Source organism: Ureibacillus chungkukjangi (genome assembly GCF_044795995.1).
Classification (GTDB): Bacteria; Bacillota; Bacilli; order Bacillales_A; family Planococcaceae; genus Ureibacillus; species Ureibacillus chungkukjangi.
Window position 1 is genome coordinate 606,510 of the sequence record NZ_CP085009.1, and the last position, 18,333, is coordinate 624,842.

General features: G+C 35.7%; 23 protein-coding genes. 20 read left to right on the forward strand and 3 right to left on the reverse strand.

The features are described 5' to 3' along the window. Positions 1-76: 76 nt before the first annotated feature. The 5 genes from LG296_RS03110 (at position 77) to LG296_RS03130 (ending at position 4,288) form a co-directional block, all read left to right on the forward strand. Positions 77-763 (forward strand): response regulator transcription factor, encoded by a 687-nt coding sequence (locus tag LG296_RS03110; protein WP_107931876.1) that lies wholly within the window; start codon positions 77-79, stop codon positions 761-763. Beyond that, positions 756-2,054 (forward strand): cell wall metabolism sensor histidine kinase WalK, encoded by a 1,299-nt coding sequence (locus LG296_RS03115; RefSeq protein WP_107931878.1) that lies wholly within the window; start codon positions 756-758, stop codon positions 2,052-2,054. Before LG296_RS03110 ends, LG296_RS03115 begins: the two co-directional genes overlap by 8 nt. A 241-nt stretch (positions 2,055-2,295) precedes the next feature. Then, entirely contained in the window at positions 2,296-2,994 is a 699-nt protein-coding gene (locus LG296_RS03120; protein ID WP_107931880.1) for a polyphosphate polymerase domain-containing protein, read from the forward strand. A 24-nt stretch (positions 2,995-3,018) separates the two neighbouring features. Beyond that, positions 3,019-3,702: a DUF4956 domain-containing protein gene (locus LG296_RS03125; RefSeq protein WP_107931882.1), complete on the forward strand. Its 684-nt coding sequence runs from the start codon at positions 3,019-3,021 to the stop codon at positions 3,700-3,702. A gap of 115 nt (positions 3,703-3,817) precedes the next feature. After that, positions 3,818-4,288, forward strand: a complete 471-nt coding sequence (locus LG296_RS03130; RefSeq protein WP_107931883.1) for an NUDIX domain-containing protein — start codon at positions 3,818-3,820, stop codon at positions 4,286-4,288. Positions 4,289-4,454: 166 nt separating this feature from the next. On the opposite strand, the gene LG296_RS03135 is transcribed toward LG296_RS03130, so the two are convergent. Continuing rightward, positions 4,455-4,658 (reverse strand): hypothetical protein, encoded by a 204-nt coding sequence (locus tag LG296_RS03135; protein ID WP_107931885.1) that lies wholly within the window; start codon positions 4,656-4,658, stop codon positions 4,455-4,457. Between the two features lie 192 nt (positions 4,659-4,850). Between LG296_RS03135 and LG296_RS03140 the strand changes: the two genes are divergently transcribed. From LG296_RS03140 to LG296_RS03180, 9 genes are all read left to right on the forward strand, one after another. After that, entirely contained in the window at positions 4,851-5,255 is a 405-nt protein-coding gene (locus LG296_RS03140) for an SLAP domain-containing protein (protein ID WP_107931887.1), read from the forward strand. 53 nt (positions 5,256-5,308) lie between these two features. Continuing rightward, positions 5,309-7,420 carry an EAL domain-containing protein gene (locus LG296_RS03145; protein WP_146223189.1) on the forward strand — a complete coding sequence of 704 codons (2,112 nt, stop codon included), beginning with the start codon at positions 5,309-5,311 and terminating at the stop codon, positions 7,418-7,420. Between the two features lie 105 nt (positions 7,421-7,525). Further along, a complete protein-coding gene (locus tag LG296_RS03150; RefSeq protein WP_107931891.1) occupies positions 7,526-7,966 on the forward strand; it encodes a GyrI-like domain-containing protein in 441 nt (146 codons plus the stop codon). Between the two features lie 43 nt (positions 7,967-8,009). Then, positions 8,010-8,231 (forward strand): hypothetical protein, encoded by a 222-nt coding sequence (locus LG296_RS03155; RefSeq protein ID WP_107931892.1) that lies wholly within the window; start codon positions 8,010-8,012, stop codon positions 8,229-8,231. A gap of 137 nt (positions 8,232-8,368) precedes the next feature. After that, positions 8,369-8,869, forward strand: coding sequence for a hypothetical protein (locus LG296_RS03160; RefSeq protein ID WP_107931894.1), 501 nt, complete (start codon positions 8,369-8,371; stop codon positions 8,867-8,869). 136 nt (positions 8,870-9,005) lie between these two features. Next, positions 9,006-9,386 carry a VOC family protein gene (locus LG296_RS03165; protein ID WP_107931896.1) on the forward strand — a complete coding sequence of 127 codons (381 nt, stop codon included), beginning with the start codon at positions 9,006-9,008 and terminating at the stop codon, positions 9,384-9,386. A gap of 283 nt (positions 9,387-9,669) precedes the next feature. After that, the gene (locus LG296_RS03170) at positions 9,670-10,629 is read left to right on the forward strand and encodes a rhodanese-related sulfurtransferase (RefSeq protein WP_107931898.1); all 960 of its coding nucleotides are present in this window, start codon (positions 9,670-9,672) and stop codon (positions 10,627-10,629) included. A gap of 421 nt (positions 10,630-11,050) precedes the next feature. Beyond that, positions 11,051-12,067 (forward strand): AI-2E family transporter, encoded by a 1,017-nt coding sequence (locus tag LG296_RS03175; RefSeq protein ID WP_107931900.1) that lies wholly within the window; start codon positions 11,051-11,053, stop codon positions 12,065-12,067. Positions 12,068-12,249: 182 nt separating this feature from the next. Then, a complete protein-coding gene (locus LG296_RS03180) occupies positions 12,250-12,432 on the forward strand; it encodes a hypothetical protein (protein ID WP_404427434.1) in 183 nt (60 codons plus the stop codon). A 70-nt stretch (positions 12,433-12,502) separates the two neighbouring features. On the opposite strand, the gene LG296_RS03185 is transcribed toward LG296_RS03180, so the two are convergent. After that, a complete protein-coding gene (locus tag LG296_RS03185) occupies positions 12,503-13,192 on the reverse strand; it encodes a DUF421 domain-containing protein (RefSeq protein WP_404427435.1) in 690 nt (229 codons plus the stop codon). Between the two features lie 189 nt (positions 13,193-13,381). On the opposite strand from LG296_RS03185, the gene LG296_RS03190 reads away from it, so the two are divergent. Then, a complete protein-coding gene (locus tag LG296_RS03190; RefSeq protein ID WP_404427436.1) occupies positions 13,382-14,149 on the forward strand; it encodes an SDR family oxidoreductase in 768 nt (255 codons plus the stop codon). Between the two features lie 146 nt (positions 14,150-14,295). On the opposite strand, the gene LG296_RS03195 is transcribed toward LG296_RS03190, so the two are convergent. Next, the gene (locus tag LG296_RS03195) at positions 14,296-14,802 is read right to left on the reverse strand and encodes a hypothetical protein (RefSeq protein WP_251399880.1); all 507 of its coding nucleotides are present in this window, start codon (positions 14,800-14,802) and stop codon (positions 14,296-14,298) included. 252 nt (positions 14,803-15,054) lie between these two features. Between LG296_RS03195 and LG296_RS03200 the strand changes: the two genes are divergently transcribed. From LG296_RS03200 to LG296_RS03220, 5 genes are all read left to right on the forward strand, one after another. Further along, complete coding sequence (locus LG296_RS03200) at positions 15,055-16,242, forward strand: diguanylate cyclase domain-containing protein (protein WP_404427437.1); 1,188 nt, start codon at positions 15,055-15,057, stop codon at positions 16,240-16,242. A gap of 76 nt (positions 16,243-16,318) precedes the next feature. Beyond that, positions 16,319-16,696 (forward strand): SET domain-containing protein, encoded by a 378-nt coding sequence (locus tag LG296_RS03205; RefSeq protein ID WP_404427438.1) that lies wholly within the window; start codon positions 16,319-16,321, stop codon positions 16,694-16,696. A gap of 299 nt (positions 16,697-16,995) precedes the next feature. After that, entirely contained in the window at positions 16,996-17,184 is a 189-nt protein-coding gene (locus LG296_RS03210; RefSeq protein WP_251399886.1) for an aspartyl-phosphate phosphatase Spo0E family protein, read from the forward strand. 98 nt (positions 17,185-17,282) lie between these two features. Further along, positions 17,283-17,630, forward strand: coding sequence for a hypothetical protein (locus tag LG296_RS03215; protein ID WP_404427439.1), 348 nt, complete (start codon positions 17,283-17,285; stop codon positions 17,628-17,630). 109 nt (positions 17,631-17,739) lie between these two features. Beyond that, positions 17,740-18,246: a GNAT family N-acetyltransferase gene (locus tag LG296_RS03220; RefSeq protein ID WP_404427440.1), complete on the forward strand. Its 507-nt coding sequence runs from the start codon at positions 17,740-17,742 to the stop codon at positions 18,244-18,246. Positions 18,247-18,333: the final 87 nt, after the last annotated feature.

Sequence of the window (18,333 nt, forward strand, 5' to 3'; positions counted from 1 at the left end):
AATAAAATTTGCATTTCTAGAAATTGGACATATAATCAAACGTAGAAATTTAATGAAGAAAAGGGGGAACAGGGATATGAAGCTACTAATCATTGAAGATGACAAAAACCTCTCTGACTCTATATGTGAAACGGTAAAGGAAATGTTTCAGGCAGAGCAGGCATTTGATGGGGAAGAAGGGTTATTTCTTGCGGAACAAAATATATTTGATGTCATTATCTTAGATATCATGCTTCCCTCTATGAACGGTTATGAGGTACTGCAGAGCTTGCGTAAGCAAAATATCATGACCCCGGTAATTATGCTAACTGCCAAGGATGGCATCGATGACAAAATTCAAGGGTTCAAAGTTGGCGCGGACGACTATTTAGTTAAGCCCTTCCACCGAGAAGAGCTGTTGCTGCGACTTGAGGCAATGGTGAGAAGAAGCGGCGGATTATTAAAGGAAAATGTAATTACCTTTAAGGAGCTGAAACTAAACATTAAAAATAAAACCGCAGAAATAAACGGGGAAATGCTGAAGCTAAACGGCAAGCAATTCGATTTATTAGAGTACTTACTTAATAATAAAAATGCGATTTTAACAAAGGAGCAAATTTTCGACCGAATCTGGGGATTTGAGTCCGACACCTCAACAACAGTGGTGGAAGTGTATGCGAGCAATTTGCGTAAAAATTTAAAGAAGTATGGCTACGACCAATACATTAAAACGTTTCGAGGATTGGGCTATATGCTAAGCGACAGTGGTGAAGAAAATGTTTAATAAAACAATTTTCGGTAAGCAGCAATTTAAGTTTATGCTCCTTAACTTACTAGCCTTTACGGTCATTTTCACGATTTTCAGTTTCATCATTTTTGGACAGGTTCAAAATACGCTATATTCTCATGCAGATGAGGAGCTGAAATTATTTAAAGAAAAACTTACTGATGATGTGAATGTGGGAACAGATATGAGGCCCCAGCCTGGAAAGGGAAATCAGGACCCTCCTTTAACCGATCAAAATAGAAATAATCCTAACCCTAGAATCGTGGTTATCCATTGGGATGAGGCTGGAAATATGGTGAATGAAGGGGATATGGGATCACTATTTTATGATAATTATCTTTCGGACTATCAGCTAGATAAAACCAAAATAGACGAAATTACGATGACATCCATTGATGAATTATATCATTTTAGATATCTTCTTTTTGAAAATCCAAATAATCAGGATGGTGTAGCTTATACGCAGCTACTAATCAATGTAGATGCTGAACAAATTATTATCGCTAACTTCGTAAAGCTTGTAACGATTTGCTCGGTAATTTTCATCATTCTATCTATATCAGCGAGCTTCCTTTTATCGAAAAAAATGATGAAGCCAATAATTCAGTCCTGGAATAAACAAGCTGAATTTGTTGAAAATGCTTCACATGAGCTGAGAACGCCGTTAACGATCATTCAAAATAAATTGGAGTTACTACTTAGAGCTCCTCAAGAAAGAATTGCCGACAAATTTGAAAACATCGCCTTGAGTCTTTCTGAAACACGCCGATTATCTAAGCTTACCTCTGATTTATTGACATTGGCGAGAGCAGACTCTGCTGAAACAGAGCTAATATTCAATACGTTTGAATTCGATGAGTTTGTTCAAAAGGTTTGTGCGCCATATCAGGAAATTGCCGAGTCACAGCAAAAGCATTTGTGGCTAAATTTAAATTGTCTTGTGTCCATAACAGCAGACGAAACCCGATTACATCAGCTGTTTGTAATTTTGCTTGATAATGCACTTAAATACACAGGTGATAACGACAGTATTGGCGTAAAAACTTACATCGAAGACCATCGAGTAGTCATTGAAGTAAGCGACACCGGTATTGGCATTAAAGAAGAAAATATGCAGTATATTTTTGAACGTTTCTATCGTGAAGACAGAGCAAGATCCAGAGAAACTGGCGGCGTTGGCTTAGGATTATCCATCGCCCAGTGGATCGTAGAAAAACACAGAGGCGCCATCAAAGTAACAAAAAACGAAAACAAAGGAACAAACTTTATCATCAAACTACCAAAGTAGGAGATTGCAGAAATGCAGTCTCTTTTTTTTGTGGCGAGCTTGAGATGAGCGGAAGCAGAGGGGATGAAACGTGTTGTGAGTGGGATGTAGGCAGACAACGCGTTTCAAGTAGTGGATGAACCAAAACCTATCCAAAATCCATAAATTCTATTTATTTTCCTAGCTTCATTTTCTTTTAAGGTTTGTTTAAGGTTTGTCCTCAATAATGTAAAACATAGAACAGAGCAAAGGAGTAAGGCAAATGGAAGGAAGACGCTTAAACGGGGTAATGGGGCGAACGGAGCTGAAGCATGAAATTTCCAAAATGGATTGCTATCTTCTTAGAAATAAATTAAAGCATTTTATGAGGGTGGATCCCCACGCCAAGAAAGATGGCAAATATTTAATTCGTAGTGTGTACTTTGATAATTTCGATAACAAAGTCCTTACTGAGAAAAAAGAAGGGTTTTATCAACGGGATAAGTTTCGCGTAAGACTCTATGACTACAATATGAATTTCTTAAATTTAGAGAAAAAAAGTAAAAGAAATAATCTTACTTACAAGCAAAAATGCTCCATAACTGCAGAGGAATACGAAAAAATAGCAGTTGGTAATATTGCTTGGATGGAGAAAGATTCGAGATCGCTTATTCAGGGTTTATATCTACAAATGAACCTGTTTCAAATAAAGCCTGTAACGGTAGTTGACTATGAAAGGGAAGTATTTATCTATGATCAAGGGAATGTCAGAGTAACCTTTGACAGTAATATTAAGACAAGCTTTCGAAATCCAGATTTGTTAAATCCTGATTTAGCAATGATTGACACAAACCCAGAAGTTGTCATTCTTGAAGTGAAGTATGACGAGTTTCTGCCAGACGTCATTAAGTATTTACTGCAGCTTGGCAACAGAAAAAAAGGCACCTATTCAAAATATCAAGTCAGCAGAATGTTTGGTTAAGTATATAAAATTGGAGGAATTAAAATGGATACTGTAAATTTTGATGATATTTTTAAATCAAGTATTTTAGAAAAAACAAGCAGCTTTTCAATTGTAGATTCAGTGATAGGATTATTAGCAGCCTTTATAATAGGTTTATTAATTTACTATGTATATAAGAAAACTTTTTCAGGGGTCATTTACTCCCATACGTTCAATATTTCTTTAATAATCATGTCTATGGCAACGGCCCTAATCATTATTGGTATCTCATCTAATGTCATGCTGTCCCTAGGAATGGTAGGAGCATTATCAATTGTGCGTTTTAGAACACCTATAAAAGACCCGATGGATATCGTGTATCTATTCTGGGCAATCGTTTCGGGTATATTATGTGGGGCTGGATTTATTCCCTTAGTTATTATTGGTTCAATTTTAATCGGTGGGGTTTTAATTCTTTTTGGCAGCCGAATTCGAGTAGAAAATCCTTATCTACTAGTAGTTCGCTATGATGAAACCTCTATTGAAAAATCGATGGAACACATTATTTCAAAGCATGTAAAAAAACATTCAGTAAAATCAAAGTCCATTATGCCTGGTGATGATTTTGAGGTAACATATGAGATTCGTGTTAAAGAAAATGATATGAGCTTTATCAATAATATTTCCAACATAGAAGGCGTAAAATCAGCTATTATGTTGAGCTATGATGGCAACTTTACAGCATAGAACGCAATTTGAGAATCCTCACTTTTTAATTATAGTGGGGATTTTTTACTGTTTAAAAAATAGGAAATGTAATAAAATGTAATTTATAAAACCTTAAGAGAGCGAGGGATCATTAGTGACATATCCAATCAGAGTTCGAGCATGTGCACTCATTATTGAGGATGAAAAGATTTTATTAGTTGAATTTGAGGATCATCGAGGGGTGCATTATAACCTGCCAGCAGGTGGCGTTGAGCAGAACGAATCCGTGGTGGAGGCTGTAAAAAGAGAGGCGAAGGAGGAGGCCTCAATCGATGTTGAAGTAGGTCAGTTAGCTTTAGTTTACGAGTATGCGCCACATTTGAATGATAATAACTATGGTGAGACGCCTTCTTTGCATATGATTTTTGAGTGCAAAATTCAAAATGGGACAGTACCTAAACTGCCAAAGACTCCTGATCCCCACCAAATCGGAGTTAAATGGATTCCTTTAAATGAACTGGATGAAATTCTACTTTTTCCGAAGATAGAAGATCAAATTTTAGCGTATGTTCAAAGACATAAGATGGAATTTGTTGAAGAGCATCTTCTTGCAGTAAGAAACTAAATTAAGTTGAGATTTAAAAAATATTTTCTATCGAAGCTATCAGATTTTCAAAGTGGCTAGATTAGTGGGGAAAGTGGCTAGATTATCGCCAAAAGTGGCTAGAAAAATCACAAAACTGGCTAGATTCCTCAGCGAAGCCGTCCCACCCATTACTCAAAACCTAGCTTCACTCTACCCCAAACATAATCATCAAATAAGCAAGGGCATATATCGGAATCGTAATGGAAGTGATTAAATACATGGCCATCTCGCCTTTAGTCAGCTTCCTTTTCCATTTTGTAAGCTTCAGCTGCCTGCGATAAATAACACACGAAATAAAGAGTATTAATGTAGTGACCTCTTTTACGTTTTCTAAAAAAGCTAGTGCCAATTAATATTCAACTCCTATCATCCTAATCGTCCTATTTTCTATTATCTATGCTCCAAACCACGTAAATATTATAAATTTGAATATCACTTGATAGAGCGATTACGAGAATAGTTATCGCTCTTTTGTCTATAGATAGGGTTTCTGAATTCTCACCTCTTTATGTTACACTTCAATCAAGAGGTGATGTACGATATGCAGCAATTATTATTCGAGGCATCTTGGGAAAAAGCTTTAGCACCCAATGATCGGCAAAATATAGAAAGAATATTTCATGAGACAAAAAGTTTAAATCATTCTGCACATTATTGTGCGCCTATAAGAGAAGCGATCAACCATAAAGAAGCATTACTTGTGACCGTGTTAGTGCATAATTTTATGGACTATCCACTCATCTTTGAGAATACAAGATTACTTTATAGAATACAGGGAAAGACTATTGCAGAAGAGATTTTCAATCTACCAGCCCTTACAATTCCACCAAAAGCAAGCATGCCCTGGACGTTTATCTTTCCGAAGGGCAGTTATAAACAGGAATTAACTTATAAATATGGGGAATTGGAGATTTTAAACAGTGAAAGAGCTGATTTACTCTACTAAACAGAGTTCCCGTAAGAAATAAATTGAATATTCATAAGAACTAATATATTCTTTTGTTACTACTAATTATTAAAAGTGAGGCAGTACAGATGCATCCCATCTATGAAGATTCAGACGCTTTATTTTCAATCTATAAATCCCTTTTTGAATCTAACCCTGATCCATGCTATGCATTAGATCAAAGTGGGAAATTTATCATCATTAATAAAAGAGCGATGGACATAACAGGATATACTCACGAGGAATTTTCTAAACTTTACTTTTCAGATATAGTGGCGGAAGAATATAGAGAACACATAAATGGAACGTTCATCGACGTTTTAAAAAATGGTACAAGAAAAAGTTTTGAAGTAGCGGTTAATCATAAAACAGGTAAAAGAATTGAATTATACGTAACATCAGTGCCTATTGTTGTAGGCGGTGAGATTTTAGGAGTTGCGGGAATCGTAAGAGATATAACAGAGAAAATACAAATTCAAAGAGAGCTTGAAAGAACGAAGCTCGAATTAGAAAGTGTATTTAATAATATTGATGTCTGTGTATGGTCCAGTGATTTTGATTATAAGCAAGTTTTCCAGGTTTCTTCCGCTTGTGAAAAGATTTATGGCTACTCACAAGAGGAATTTAAAAAAAACCCTCAACTCTGGAAGGGATTAATTCACCCTGAGGACCGTGACCAAGTGTTGGCAATGCAATCTAAATTAGCAGAAGGACATACAATCAATCTTGAATATCGCATAATTGATGCATATGGCAATGTTAAGTGGCTATCTAGCTATACAACGCCTATTTTTGATGAGTCGGGGCAGGTTATTCGACTAAACGGGATGGTTGCAGATATTCAGCAACAGCGGGTAACCGAAGAGAAATTAGTCTTTATGGCATTCACCGATGAACTAACACAGCTGCCTAATCGTAGACGACTTGAACAGCTATTAAAAGAGTCCGTTTTGAAAGCCGATGAAGCTAGTACAAAACTTGGGATTCTCTTCTTTGACTTAGATCAATTTAAATGGATTAATGATACGCTTGGACATACAAATGGAGATAAGGTATTAAAGAAAATAGCTGAGAGGTTACAGGATATCGTTGGTGAAGAAGGTATAGTTTCAAGAGTAGGTGGAGACGAATTTATTATTCTTTTGCAGGATGTGTCATCTATAGAGTTGGTTGAAGACAAAGCCCAAACCTTAATAGATGAAATTGTTCAGCCTATTATTTTAGGGGAAAGAAGCTACGTCCTTACTGCCAGTATTGGAATAAGCATCTACCCAGACGATACAAGAGATCCAGAGAAGCTAATAACTTTTGCAGATCAGGCGTTGAATGCTGCGAAAAAGGATGGAAAAAACACTTATAAAATATATCAGACTGACTTTTCAGAGGATATTGTCAGGAAATTGGATATATTACAGGCACTACGACAGGCTATTAAGAATAATGAGTCGTTAACATTACACTATCAGCCGATTGTAGATGATAAAAAAATAGTTGGCTTCGAAGCACTTTTAAGATGGAATGATCCGACTTTAGGATTCCTTTCTCCTGCAGAATTTATCCCTATTGCTGAAGAGTCGGGACTGATTATTCCACTTGGTGAATGGGTGGTTCGAACAGCATGCACAGCTTTTAACGAACTATATAAGAATAGTGAATACATGCCATATCTATCTGTGAATGTATCCACAAAGCAATTTGAACAGGATCACTGCGTAAGTAAGCTTAAAAAGATTTTAGAGGAAACGAATTTTAATCCTGAAAATCTCAAAATAGAGTTAACGGAAAGCATTATGATGAAGGATGTAGAGAAGATAATTGAAAAGCTAAATCAATTAAGAGCATCAGGAATTGGTGTATTTCTTGATGATTTTGGAACAGGCTATTCTTCTTTAAGCTATCTCGGCGTACTTCCTATTAATACTTTGAAAATCGACCAATCATTTGTACAAAATATCAATGATTCGGCGCAAGAAGCGATTGTACGAACGATTATCTTGATGGCAGAAAGCTTAGAAAAAGGAATAATTGCTGAAGGTGTCGAAGAGGTGGGACAACTAGAATATTTGAAAAATCTCGGTTGCCAGCATTTCCAGGGCTATCTCTACAGTAAGCCTGTACCTTTTGAAGAAATCCCGAATTTATTAAATAAAGAAATCCATAAATAAGAAAAGGCGATTGCTTGTAATGAGGCAGTTGTCTTTTTTTGATGGAGGATTTTTTAAGGTTTAAAGAGAAATTTTAAGCATAGATGCTTTAAAGGGAGGATTATAGTGGATTTTAAAATTATTAATAAAAATTTTAAAGTAGTGAGCTTAAAAAGTAGAGGAGACTTTGGAAATTTCGATAAGGAAGTACCGGCGCTCGCCAAACAATTATTAAGTCGGTCAGATGAAATCGAGAGCCATACGGGTGTAGAAATAGCGTTATTTGAGCCTAAAAGAAATCAGGCTCATAAAATAGGAGAGTATTTAGTAGGGTTAATAGTAAATGAGCGTTTGCAGGATGTACCTGCTGGAATGCATTTTATAGAAGTAGATGAAAGATTTATGACCGCAAGAGGAAAAATCTCTAGTATAGGGGCGCTGCATGCTAATCTAATTAATTGGGGAGAAGAGCAAGGCTATAAGAGAAACCTAGAGTCCTATATTATAGAGACCTATCACCCCGTAGAAGACGGAGAAGAAGTGCAGATTTATTTACCGATTTTTTAAAGCATAAAGTCAATGCAAGCATAGTAATAAAGGATGGTGGAGTATGGAGAAGGGAAAACCTTCAAGGCTTGAAGGTGGGCGTGCAAAATATGCTGGAATAGTAGTTGCATTGGGTCTTTTATATAATGTAGTCCAATATTGGGGAGAAAATTGGTTTTGGACCATTTTCTTTTCACTTGGCGCATTAATTTGTGGAACGATAGGCTACTTTGATTTAAGGCGTGCGATTCTAAATAATAAATTCAGGACAAATAATAAAAATTAGAACTTACATGATTACATATAAGCTTGTTATACTGTTGAAACAGTGTGTAGAGATATTGGTTGAAAATTTATTAACCAAAAATATATGTCGCAAGATACGTCTACCATCTGAAATTTTTTATTTTCGGAGGGGAAAATATGTATAAGGAAGATCGTCTTCCTCATAATTCAAAAGAGGGCATAGTATTTATGTTAATTATTTCAATCATATCAGTAAACACTATCGCCCCGATTATTATGGGGTTGGAGCTTGGTTTTAGTAAAGAAAATTATTTAGCAACACTTAAGATAATTCCATTTATGTGGATTATCGTCGTTCTATTAGTAAGATTAGTAGCTGGGCCGGTAGTGGGTAAAGTAATGCCGAAGTTTATGGGACAAACAGATGGATTTAACGCTCGCGTATTATTGAATATTCTATTGAACGTTACGGTATTATCTATTCTTCTTACAATTATCGGACCTATGGTAGGCACGAAACAAATTAGCCTTGAGCCTTTTCAAAATTTCTTTCACAGCTGGTTTAGAAATTTTGGGGTAGCATTTTGGATTGAGCTATTGATTGCTCAGCCAATAGCGAGATTTGCTATGAAAAAAATGCACGCAAGACAGGCTAGGCAAGTAGAGTATATAAACTAATAATAAGTTTTCCAAAAGTAAGGAAAATATATTAATATTGATGTTTAATAAATGGTTTTTAAAAAGGATTTCTCTTTCTTTTCTCGAATGTAATAAAAGCTAGTAGAAGAGAAAAAGTGAAAGAGAGTGGACACTTATGTTAAGTAAAGTTGGTCAAATTATGTTGTATGTTAATAACCAAGATGAGGCTGTGAAATTTTGGACAGAGCAATTAGGATTTACTGTAATTTCAGAAGAGAATAATGGTCAAGGAATGCGATGGATTGAAATTTCACCACAAAAGGATTCTGAAACACGCATTATTCTTCATAATAAGGAATTAATTGCTAAATTTTCTCCAGAATTAAATCTGGGTACCCCATCTTTAATGTTTTTTTCAGAGAATCTAGAGCAACTATACAATGACTTTTTAAATAAGAATATTACAGTTGGAGAAATAGTTAATATGCCATCTGGCAGAGTATTTAACTTTGCAGATAATGAAGAGAATTACTTTGCAGTGATGGAAAAAAACTAAATAGACAATTGATTTTTCAACTATCTTACTTGTGTTTTGCTTCCGAGCTTAACACAAGTATTTTTTTACGGTAGAGAATTCTCTCCAATTCATATATTATTTAAATATACTTTTGAAAGTGTCTAGCTACAGCGGTCAGACTCTCGGATTATTTTGTTTTACTTATGTAGAAAACAAAATGAATTTCTTAAAAGGACATAACTTATTGGTGCCTGAGTAAGAATGAGGCGCTTTTCTTGCTATCAGGGATATCCTGCAAATATAAATGATAGGTGGAACTAACATGGATTATCGAATTTTATTATATTATCATTACACAACTATTGAAGATCCCGAGGCTTTTGCGACAGAGCATTTACAAGCATGTAAGGACATCGACTTAATGGGAAGAATTATTGTTGCCCATGAAGGAATAAATGGCACTGTTTCAGGTACAGTTGAACAAACGAATGCCTATATGGATATGATGAAAAATCATCCTTTGTTTGAGGGGATTGTTTTCAAAATTGATGAGGCAGAGGGGCATGCCTTCAAAAGAATGCGTGTACGTCCACGACCAGAGCTTGTGAATTTAGGCTTGGAAGAGGATATTAATCCCCATGAAAGTACAGGGCGTTATTTATCTCCCTCTGAATTTATGGAAGAAATGCAGCGTGAAGATACAGTGGTTCTTGATGTGCGAAACACATACGAATACGATGTTGGTCACTTCCGTGGCGCAATCCGTCCAGAAGTAGAGAACTTCCGAGATACACCAGCATGGGTGCGAGCGAACAAAGAAATTTTCGAGGGGAAACGTGTGTTGACATATTGTACAGGCGGGATTCGTTGCGAAAAGTTCTCTGGCTGGTTAAAGGCTGAAGGAATTGGCGAGGATGTAGGCCAGTTACATGGTGGAATTGCAACATATAGTAAAGATCCAGTGGCAAAGGGGCAGCTTTGGGATGGTCAAATGTATGTATTTGACGAGCGAATCACTGTACCTATCAACCGAGTCGAGCATGTTGTTGTAGGGAAGGATTACTATGATGGGACTCCTTGTGAGCGCTACGTAAAGTGTGCCAACCCTGAATGCAACAAGCATATTCTAGCCTCAGAGGAAAATGAAGCCAAACACCTTGGCGGCTGTACACTTGAATGCACAAAGCATCCACGTAATCGCTACATTGAAAAGCACGGCTTAACAGAAGAGCACGTAGCAGCTGTAATCGCCGAATTGGAAAAGAACCAACAGCATATCTAAAATTGAGGAGTATGAATCATGTATTCATATTCCTTTCTATATATGGTTTAAAACACAGCAGCTTCCTCAAAATCTAATTCTCTACTCCTTACCTCCAACATAAACTAAATAAAAACTATCCTCACTAAGAAAGCTTTTAACAGAAGCCATGAGTCCTATTTTCCTCTATTGTTAACTACCAAAAGTATCGTGGAATCAAAATGTTATTTTAGAATCATGTCTATTTTATGAAAAATCGCAATTCTTGTCGAAAAGCAAGGTTTTAGTATTGTTTCTACGGGTCTATTCATGCTACGCTGTTAAAAAATCGATGAAATTTTAGAGGATGAACGAAATTTCTCTTGAAAAAATAGATTCGCTTATTTTGATTTAAAATAAGGCTTTTTTTAAGGATTTATTTGTGAATTAAAGGGGATAGAAAATGAGTTGGTTAAGGGATAAAGTAAATTTAAAGTGGATCATTATGATTTTCATTATCGGTCTCCTGTACTTTTTTGCAAATGCATTAAACTTTTTATTATTAACATTTATTATTACATATTTGGCCTATACCATATTTGTAAAGGTGCTACATATCTTGCCTGAGCCTTTAAAACGTCCGAAGATTCTTTTGGTACTCATGTATTTGCTGATTTTAGCTATCGTGGGAACTACTGGTTATCGGTATCTCCCATCTGCTATAAGTCAATTATCAGCTATTATTGTCCAAAGCTCGTCATTCCATATTGAGCAATATCGAGATATGATTCCCGAAAAGATATATGCTTTTATCTTAAATCTTGATATGGAAGGAATCTTAAAGGATATTGGCAGCACGATTCTAGACAAAATAGGAGATGTCAGCACGTTTTTACTGGAAGCGTTTATGGCTCTGTTGTTAAGCTTCTTCTTTATTTTAGAGATTGATAAGATAAAAATCTTTTGTAAGTCCTTTAAAACGAACCAAACCGAAAAAGTATTTAACCAGGTTGTTCTTTTCGGAAATAGCTTTTTAAATACGTTTGGATTAGCTATTAAAGTACAAATAATGATTTCAACAGTAAACACTGTTTTGACGGTAATTGGCTTATTAATCCTAGGATTCCCCAATATATTAGGGCTAGCAATTATGATCTTCTTCTTAGGGTTAATGCCGGTTATTGGTGTGGTAATTTCTTTAATTCCACTGACGATAATTGCTTTCCAAATCGGGGGCGTCATGTATGTGTTTTACATCTTTGTTATCATCATGATTATCCATGCGATTGAATCTTACATTTTAAATCCAAAACTCTACTCCATTACAATGAAATTACCTATCTTCTTTACGTTTATGGTATTGATGGTTGGTGAATTATTATTTGGTGCATGGGGATTAGTTATAGGGATTCCATTGTTTGTCTTTATTGTAGAAATGATTAAAGGCTCAACGGATTTAAAACCGATATTAAAGAAATAAATATAGGGACGTTAATCTAATTGGATTGACGTCTTTTTCTATTTTTGGAGATTACTAAACGGTTATCATAATGTTTGTAATTAAATGGTAGAATAGTGTTATACATATTTTAGGAGCTGATAAGGTTGGAAGCTGAACAAAAGAACGGTAAGAAGATTCTCGCAACGGTAGGGTGGATATCGGTGGTCTTATTAACATGTCACTTAATGGCACCGTTGCTTATGTTTATCCCTATATGTATTGGTGTAGTGTTAAGACGTGATTACGAAGCCGAATCACAAGGGTTAGCATTAATCGTTTCCGGTGTTGTCGGAGGCATTGTAGGCTGGATTCTAGGCATGCTTCTCATGAATTTTTTAGTATAGTTATCACCATATATATAAACACAGAAAATAAGTCGGCTCTTCAAAACAAAGAAACCGACTTTAACTCTCTTTACTGCCCATTCATTTTTAAGCAGAAAAACCCTTCATCCTCTACCCATTCTGCATACAAGGCATCTTCAAACTTGGTGACATTCCTCTTTTTTAGCTGATTCAGAAGCCACTCCTCATCATGTCCAGATTCTCTTAAGTTATCTTTAACAACCATCCCATCACTAATTAAGGTAATTGGTAAGTAAGCCGGCTTTTGTTTCAAGCTTAAATCCTCCAAAGTAGGGGATTCATATTTTGGCTTTTTCATGACACTGATTTGTCCATTGGGCTCTAAAATCATATATTCAACCTCTCGAATAGAGAAAATATCCTTTTGCTGTCTTAGCATTTGCTGCAATTGGTCAATATCGAGATGATTTTGTTTTAGCTGATCTCTATCAATTTTGCCTTGTCTAATGATAATGGAGGGATTGCCTTCAAAGGTTCTCCGTAAGCCTCGGAATTTCTGTGTTAGCTTTTCAACTGTGAATATTAAAGCCGTCCATAAAATTAATGCATATAGAATCGACCAAATTTTTACTTCAGGGTCGTAAACACTGTTTCCCACAAGTTCCCCCAGTACCATAGCAGAAATAAAATCAAAGGGAGTAAGCTGGGAAATCTGTGTCTTACCTAATATTTTGGCAGCAATTAATAGTGCTATAAATCCAAATATTAGCTCGATAGTTGTTTGTCCTAAATTCACCACATTCGGCCCACCTTTATATATAGCATTCCTCACGAGTATAGCCAACAAAAGCTTTAGAAATCCTTAATTATTAGAACAAAATGTAGTTCGCATTTGTTGAAGAATTTGTTTTAAAGGAATAGCTTTAAGAGGAGAATGATTATGCGAGCTTAAAAGCGGAATCTAAATTCTAAAACTGGAGTGTGGATTATGAAATTATCAGGTAACACAATTTTGATAACAGGTGGGGCATCAGGAATTGGACTAGCCTTTGCCGAACAATTCTTGAAGGAAGAAAACGAAGTAATCATAGTAGGGCGTGGGGAAGAAAAACTAGCTGAAGCAAAGAAAAAATACCCGCAGCTACATACTAGAGCATGTGATGTGTCAAAGGAAGACGAACGTATTCAATTGGCTGAATGGGTTATTAAGGAATTTCCTCAGTTAAATGTTTTAGTCAATAATGCGGGCATCCAGCAAAGAGTAAATCTACTGAATGCATCAAATGACTGGAAATATTATCAAAACGAGATTGCTATTAATGTAGAGGGGCCAATTCACTTATCAATGCTGTTGATTGAGCAGTTTATAAAGCAAAAGGAAGCGACGATTATTAATATAACATCCGGTCTTGCGGTACAGCCTGGAACTTGGGTGCCAATTTACAGTGCGACAAAAGCGGCAATGCACTCCTTTACACTCACTTTACGTGAACAGCTAGCCAATACAAATGTTGAAGTTGTGGAAGTATTACCTCCAGCAGTAAATACGGATTTAGGTGGGGCAGGTCTCCATACATTTGGTGCACCACTGAATGAGTTTATCTCCGGTATTTTTGATGGCCTAAGAAATGAAAAGCTGGAAATTGGCTACGGAGGAACGGAAAAGAGACTCACTGCCACTAAAGAAGAAATCGAGCAAGGCATGAAAAACGCGTGGCAAAATTATTTGAAAAATAATCCGGAATTTCTTAAATAAATCTAATATCAAGGATATCTTTCTCGGCTATCCTTTTTGACGAATTAAAAACAAAGCACTTCCACTTCGAAATGCTTTGTTTTTGCTATGGAAGCAAAGCTCTCGAGAAACATCTGTGTCTTAGTTAACTAACATCTGGCATAAGTCTAACGCCAGCGTAAGGAAATGGACAATTTACAGCAATCTAAATTTTGAACCTTTGACTTAAACTCAAGCTCTAGACCATCTGGGTTGTATTTAATGTCAACGTCTGATGTAATACCAACTGAATGAATTAAACGTTCTACCTCTTGAGTATTGGAATGCTGTGCAACATCCATTAATCTAGCACCAAATTCCTTAGATGAAGCCAATTTATCGAGTACTAGACTCGCTTCTTTCATGAGCTTATTCGATTCATTTGCAGATTCGTACAAAAGCTCTGGATCCACAGCAGGATATGGCGATGGGGATCCATTAGAGGATTGGGGATTTTGGTTTCGCTGAGCTGGTGCGATGTTTCGCTGCGCTACATAACGCATAAGGTTCGGCTGAGCATGCTGAGCTGGTTGATGCATAGGACGATGATTACTTAATGGAGCTCTAACAGCAGGCTGATAGGTAGTATGATTATATGGTGTGTGGTAGTAGTGGGGCTGATAATAGTAATGCAAAATGACACCTCCTAGTAAATTCATACAAGTAACTATCATTAGAGTATGGATAATATTTCTTTAGATATAGGTGAGTGACAAGGGTGGTGCATCTTCTCATTGACTGTCTAGATTAGACTTTAAAATTATCAAGCTTTTTTTAGAGAAATATTTATTTACAAGTTTCTAAGCATCATGTATTATCTGAACGTACTCAAGAACTAGTAATTTTGAGTGAAATAAAGCGAAGCATAACAAAGAAGGATAAAATCCATGAAAATATCAGGGAAAAGCATCATCATTTCAATATCCGTCATCACTCTTGTCAATATACTATCTGTTTATTACATTACTAACTCCGTACATATGCAGAGTTTGCTCCTAAGTTTACTATTAATAATCGTTTCAGGGTTCTTTTCAATACAACACCATAAAACTATTAAACGATATGAGCTTTTAAAGGCTGAAAATGAAAAATTAACAAAAGAAAAATTGGACTTAGCCCAAAAATATGACGACTATGAACAGTTCTTTGCTAGTTTTGATGAAGCCATCTTTTTTTCTTATAATTATGCGAGTCTTCAGTACAGCTTTTCAAAAGGGGTTGAAAAGCTACTAGGATTTACTCAATCTGAATTTAATAATAGGGAGACGATTTTAAAACAAATCATTCATAAAGAGAATGTCACTTTGTTATATGAAATTCAAAGAACTTTGACGATGGGGAATAAAATTAGAAGTGAAGTGAAAATCGTCCATCCCGAGCATGGAGAGAAATGGGTGCTATTTAAAGCCCAACCATTTAAAAATAGTGAAGGGTTATTAGAAAAAGTATATGGCCAGTTTGAGGATATAACAAGACAGAAGGAATTAGAAATAGAATTGAAGCGTATGGCCTATTTCGATGAGTTAACAGATATCCCAAATCGAAAAATGCTAGATAGACAAATTCAAAAAGCCCTTGTTCGTTCGAAGCGTCATCGGCATAATTTCTCCATCATGTTTATCGACCTGGATGATTTTAAGAAGGTAAATGATACACTCGGTCACGATGCAGGAGATCAGCTATTAATAGATGTAGTATCAAGAATAAATAACTGCATACGAGAAGAAGACGTGATTTCACGTATTGGTGGCGATGAATTTATCGTCATGTTTGAAGAAACAGGTAAGGATGAAATCGAACAAATTGCTAAACGAATTATTGAGTATGTTGGAGAACCTTATACAATCAATGATGAAAGTGCATGCATATCTCTAAGTATAGGAATTAGTATGTATCCTGATGATGGGGAAGACAAGGATACTTTGATAAAAGCAGCTGATAAAGCAATGTATTCTGCAAAGAATAATGGGAAGAATAATTATCAAATTTATACGAATGATTTAAATGATGTAGAGATCAATGACAAAGGAATCTTTAAAAAATGGATGGAAGTTTTACAAAGCCCTTTCAAATAAGCAATAAAATGAGCACCAATGGTTAAAATCATGTTACAGTTAGAAAGAAAATTTTTAAGATGAGTAGGAGAACAATATGATTGAGGTAAAAACCTCTCCAATTAGTGATGGAGAATTTAACAGAGGCATATTCGCGAAACAGGATATTAAAAAGGGTGAGCTTTTTCATGAAGCACCAGTCATTTCTTATCCAAACGAGCAGCATGAACATATCGAGAAAACGTTACTAGCTGACTACGCTTTTGAGTATGGCATCAATCATACGGCGATACTTCTCGGTTACGGCATGTTGTTCAACCATTCCTATGAGCCAAATGCCATTTACGAGATTAACTTTGATAATCATACCTTTGACTTCTTTGCTTACAAGGATATCAAGGCTGGAGAAGAAATCTTCATTAACTATAATGGTGAAGTCGATGATACAGGGCCACTTTGGTTCAATAAGGAATAAGATAGAGAATATAAAATGCGTTAATCCAAATTGGATTACGCATTTTTTTCATTTATTACAAATCAGTAACCGGAGTTTATTGGAAATCTATCAGGGTACTATTCTATTAATAGGAGCTGTACTAGATTTAATGAGAAGAGCTTCCTATTTCTTCACCCCCACAAAGTATAAAAATAAGAATGTATGGTGATATTCAATTGGAAGAATTAGATAGATAATTAATCTAGAAATAATTCATTTAAGTAATTTCCGAATGCTGAGGGATGAAAAAAATATATTAAGTTGGAGGGAATATATATATGGGTAAAGTAGCTACTTCTTTATTAAATTTGGAGGATGAAATTGTAACACTTAAGAATCGTATGATTGATATTGGATTATCTAAAGGTTTAACTCATCCAGATACCGTAAAATGTAGTCAAGAATTAGATGTTGTCCTAAATTACTTCCAACAAATGAACTCTCATCAAAGCACATATGTACAGTAAATTATTATTTAATATAAATGATAAGGGGAAAGTCTCAAAGGTTTAGTTTAACTTTTGAGGCCTTCCTATTTTTAGGTTCCAGGTATAGAGTTTATTACATGAGGAAGAAAGTTTTTGTTATAATTAATATAATAAAAATTTTCAATAGTATTAATAGTAGGAGAGAAAATAATTTGCCAATAGCTATCATAATCTTATTACTCGCCATTGTATTGGCAGTTTATATGAGCAGGAACAACCCAAGGAAAAAAAAGCTTTTAGTTTGGGGAATTACAACAATTGTGGCCATAGCACCATTAGTCTCATGGATTGCGGGAATTTCATTTGGGATGGATGAAGGGGACGGATTTATCGGATTTACTGTGATGATCTATAGCTTCGTCTTACTGGAAGTAATCGGATTTATCCTTGTATATTTGGGGATTTTTAAGAGAATGAAAAGATAAGTGTTTCTACTAGGTAGGAGCACTTTTATTTTTTGTGCGTAAAGATTTTATTGTATTCCGATGTAAATAGAATTAACATAAATATAAAATTTAAATATGAGGTGTTTTGATGGGACTAGAAATTACATTTCGCGATGCGACACTAGAAGATTTACCGAGAATTGTAGAGATTTATAATTCAACGATTCCTGGCAGAATGGTTACGGCAGACACTGAACCAGTAACAGTGGAAGACCGATTAAAATGGTACCATGAGCATAACCCATCGAAAAGACCACTTTGGGTAGTAGAAACAGCAGCGGGAGAAATCTGTGGGTGGGTGAGCCTCCAGGATTTTTATGGTAGAGTTGCCTATCAAGCAACAGCAGAGGTAAGTATTTATTTAGATGAGAGCTTTAGAGGGCACGGTCTTGGGAAAACAGTCTTAGCCAAAGTGATTGAAGCTGCACCAAGCTGTAAAGTGGATACTTTATTAGGCTTCATCTTTGGCCACAACCAGCCAAGCCTGCGCTTATTTGAAAAGTTTGGCTTTGAACAATGGGCGAATCTCCCAGAGGTAGCCTCTTTAGATGGAATAAAAAGAGATCTAATTATTTTAGGGAAGAAGCTTTTTTAACTAGATATTCAAACGCAAAAACCGAGTCAGGTCGACTTGGTTTTTTGTGCTTGTGCGCCCGGCATGCGCATGAACTATAGGGTGTAA

Coding starts and splice junctions, on each gene's coding strand:
- LG296_RS03110 (WP_107931876.1), top strand. CDS start 77: ATGAAGCTACTAATCATTGAAGATGACAAAAACCTCTCTGACTCTATA.
- LG296_RS03115 (WP_107931878.1), top strand. CDS start 756: ATGTTTAATAAAACAATTTTCGGTAAGCAGCAATTTAAGTTTATGCTC.
- LG296_RS03120 (WP_107931880.1), top strand. CDS start 2,296: ATGGAAGGAAGACGCTTAAACGGGGTAATGGGGCGAACGGAGCTGAAG.
- LG296_RS03125 (WP_107931882.1), top strand. CDS start 3,019: ATGGATACTGTAAATTTTGATGATATTTTTAAATCAAGTATTTTAGAA.
- LG296_RS03140 (WP_107931887.1), top strand. CDS start 4,851: ATGCAGCAATTATTATTCGAGGCATCTTGGGAAAAAGCTTTAGCACCC.
- LG296_RS03155 (WP_107931892.1), top strand. CDS start 8,010: ATGGAGAAGGGAAAACCTTCAAGGCTTGAAGGTGGGCGTGCAAAATAT.
- LG296_RS03160 (WP_107931894.1), top strand. CDS start 8,369: ATGTATAAGGAAGATCGTCTTCCTCATAATTCAAAAGAGGGCATAGTA.
- LG296_RS03165 (WP_107931896.1), top strand. CDS start 9,006: ATGTTAAGTAAAGTTGGTCAAATTATGTTGTATGTTAATAACCAAGAT.
- LG296_RS03170 (WP_107931898.1), top strand. CDS start 9,670: ATGGATTATCGAATTTTATTATATTATCATTACACAACTATTGAAGAT.
- LG296_RS03175 (WP_107931900.1), top strand. CDS start 11,051: ATGAGTTGGTTAAGGGATAAAGTAAATTTAAAGTGGATCATTATGATT.
- LG296_RS03190 (WP_404427436.1), top strand. CDS start 13,382: ATGAAATTATCAGGTAACACAATTTTGATAACAGGTGGGGCATCAGGA.
- LG296_RS03200 (WP_404427437.1), top strand. CDS start 15,055: ATGAAAATATCAGGGAAAAGCATCATCATTTCAATATCCGTCATCACT.
- LG296_RS03205 (WP_404427438.1), top strand. CDS start 16,319: ATGATTGAGGTAAAAACCTCTCCAATTAGTGATGGAGAATTTAACAGA.
- LG296_RS03210 (WP_251399886.1), top strand. CDS start 16,996: ATGGGTAAAGTAGCTACTTCTTTATTAAATTTGGAGGATGAAATTGTA.
- LG296_RS03215 (WP_404427439.1), top strand. CDS start 17,283: ATGAGGAAGAAAGTTTTTGTTATAATTAATATAATAAAAATTTTCAAT.
- LG296_RS03220 (WP_404427440.1), top strand. CDS start 17,740: ATGGGACTAGAAATTACATTTCGCGATGCGACACTAGAAGATTTACCG.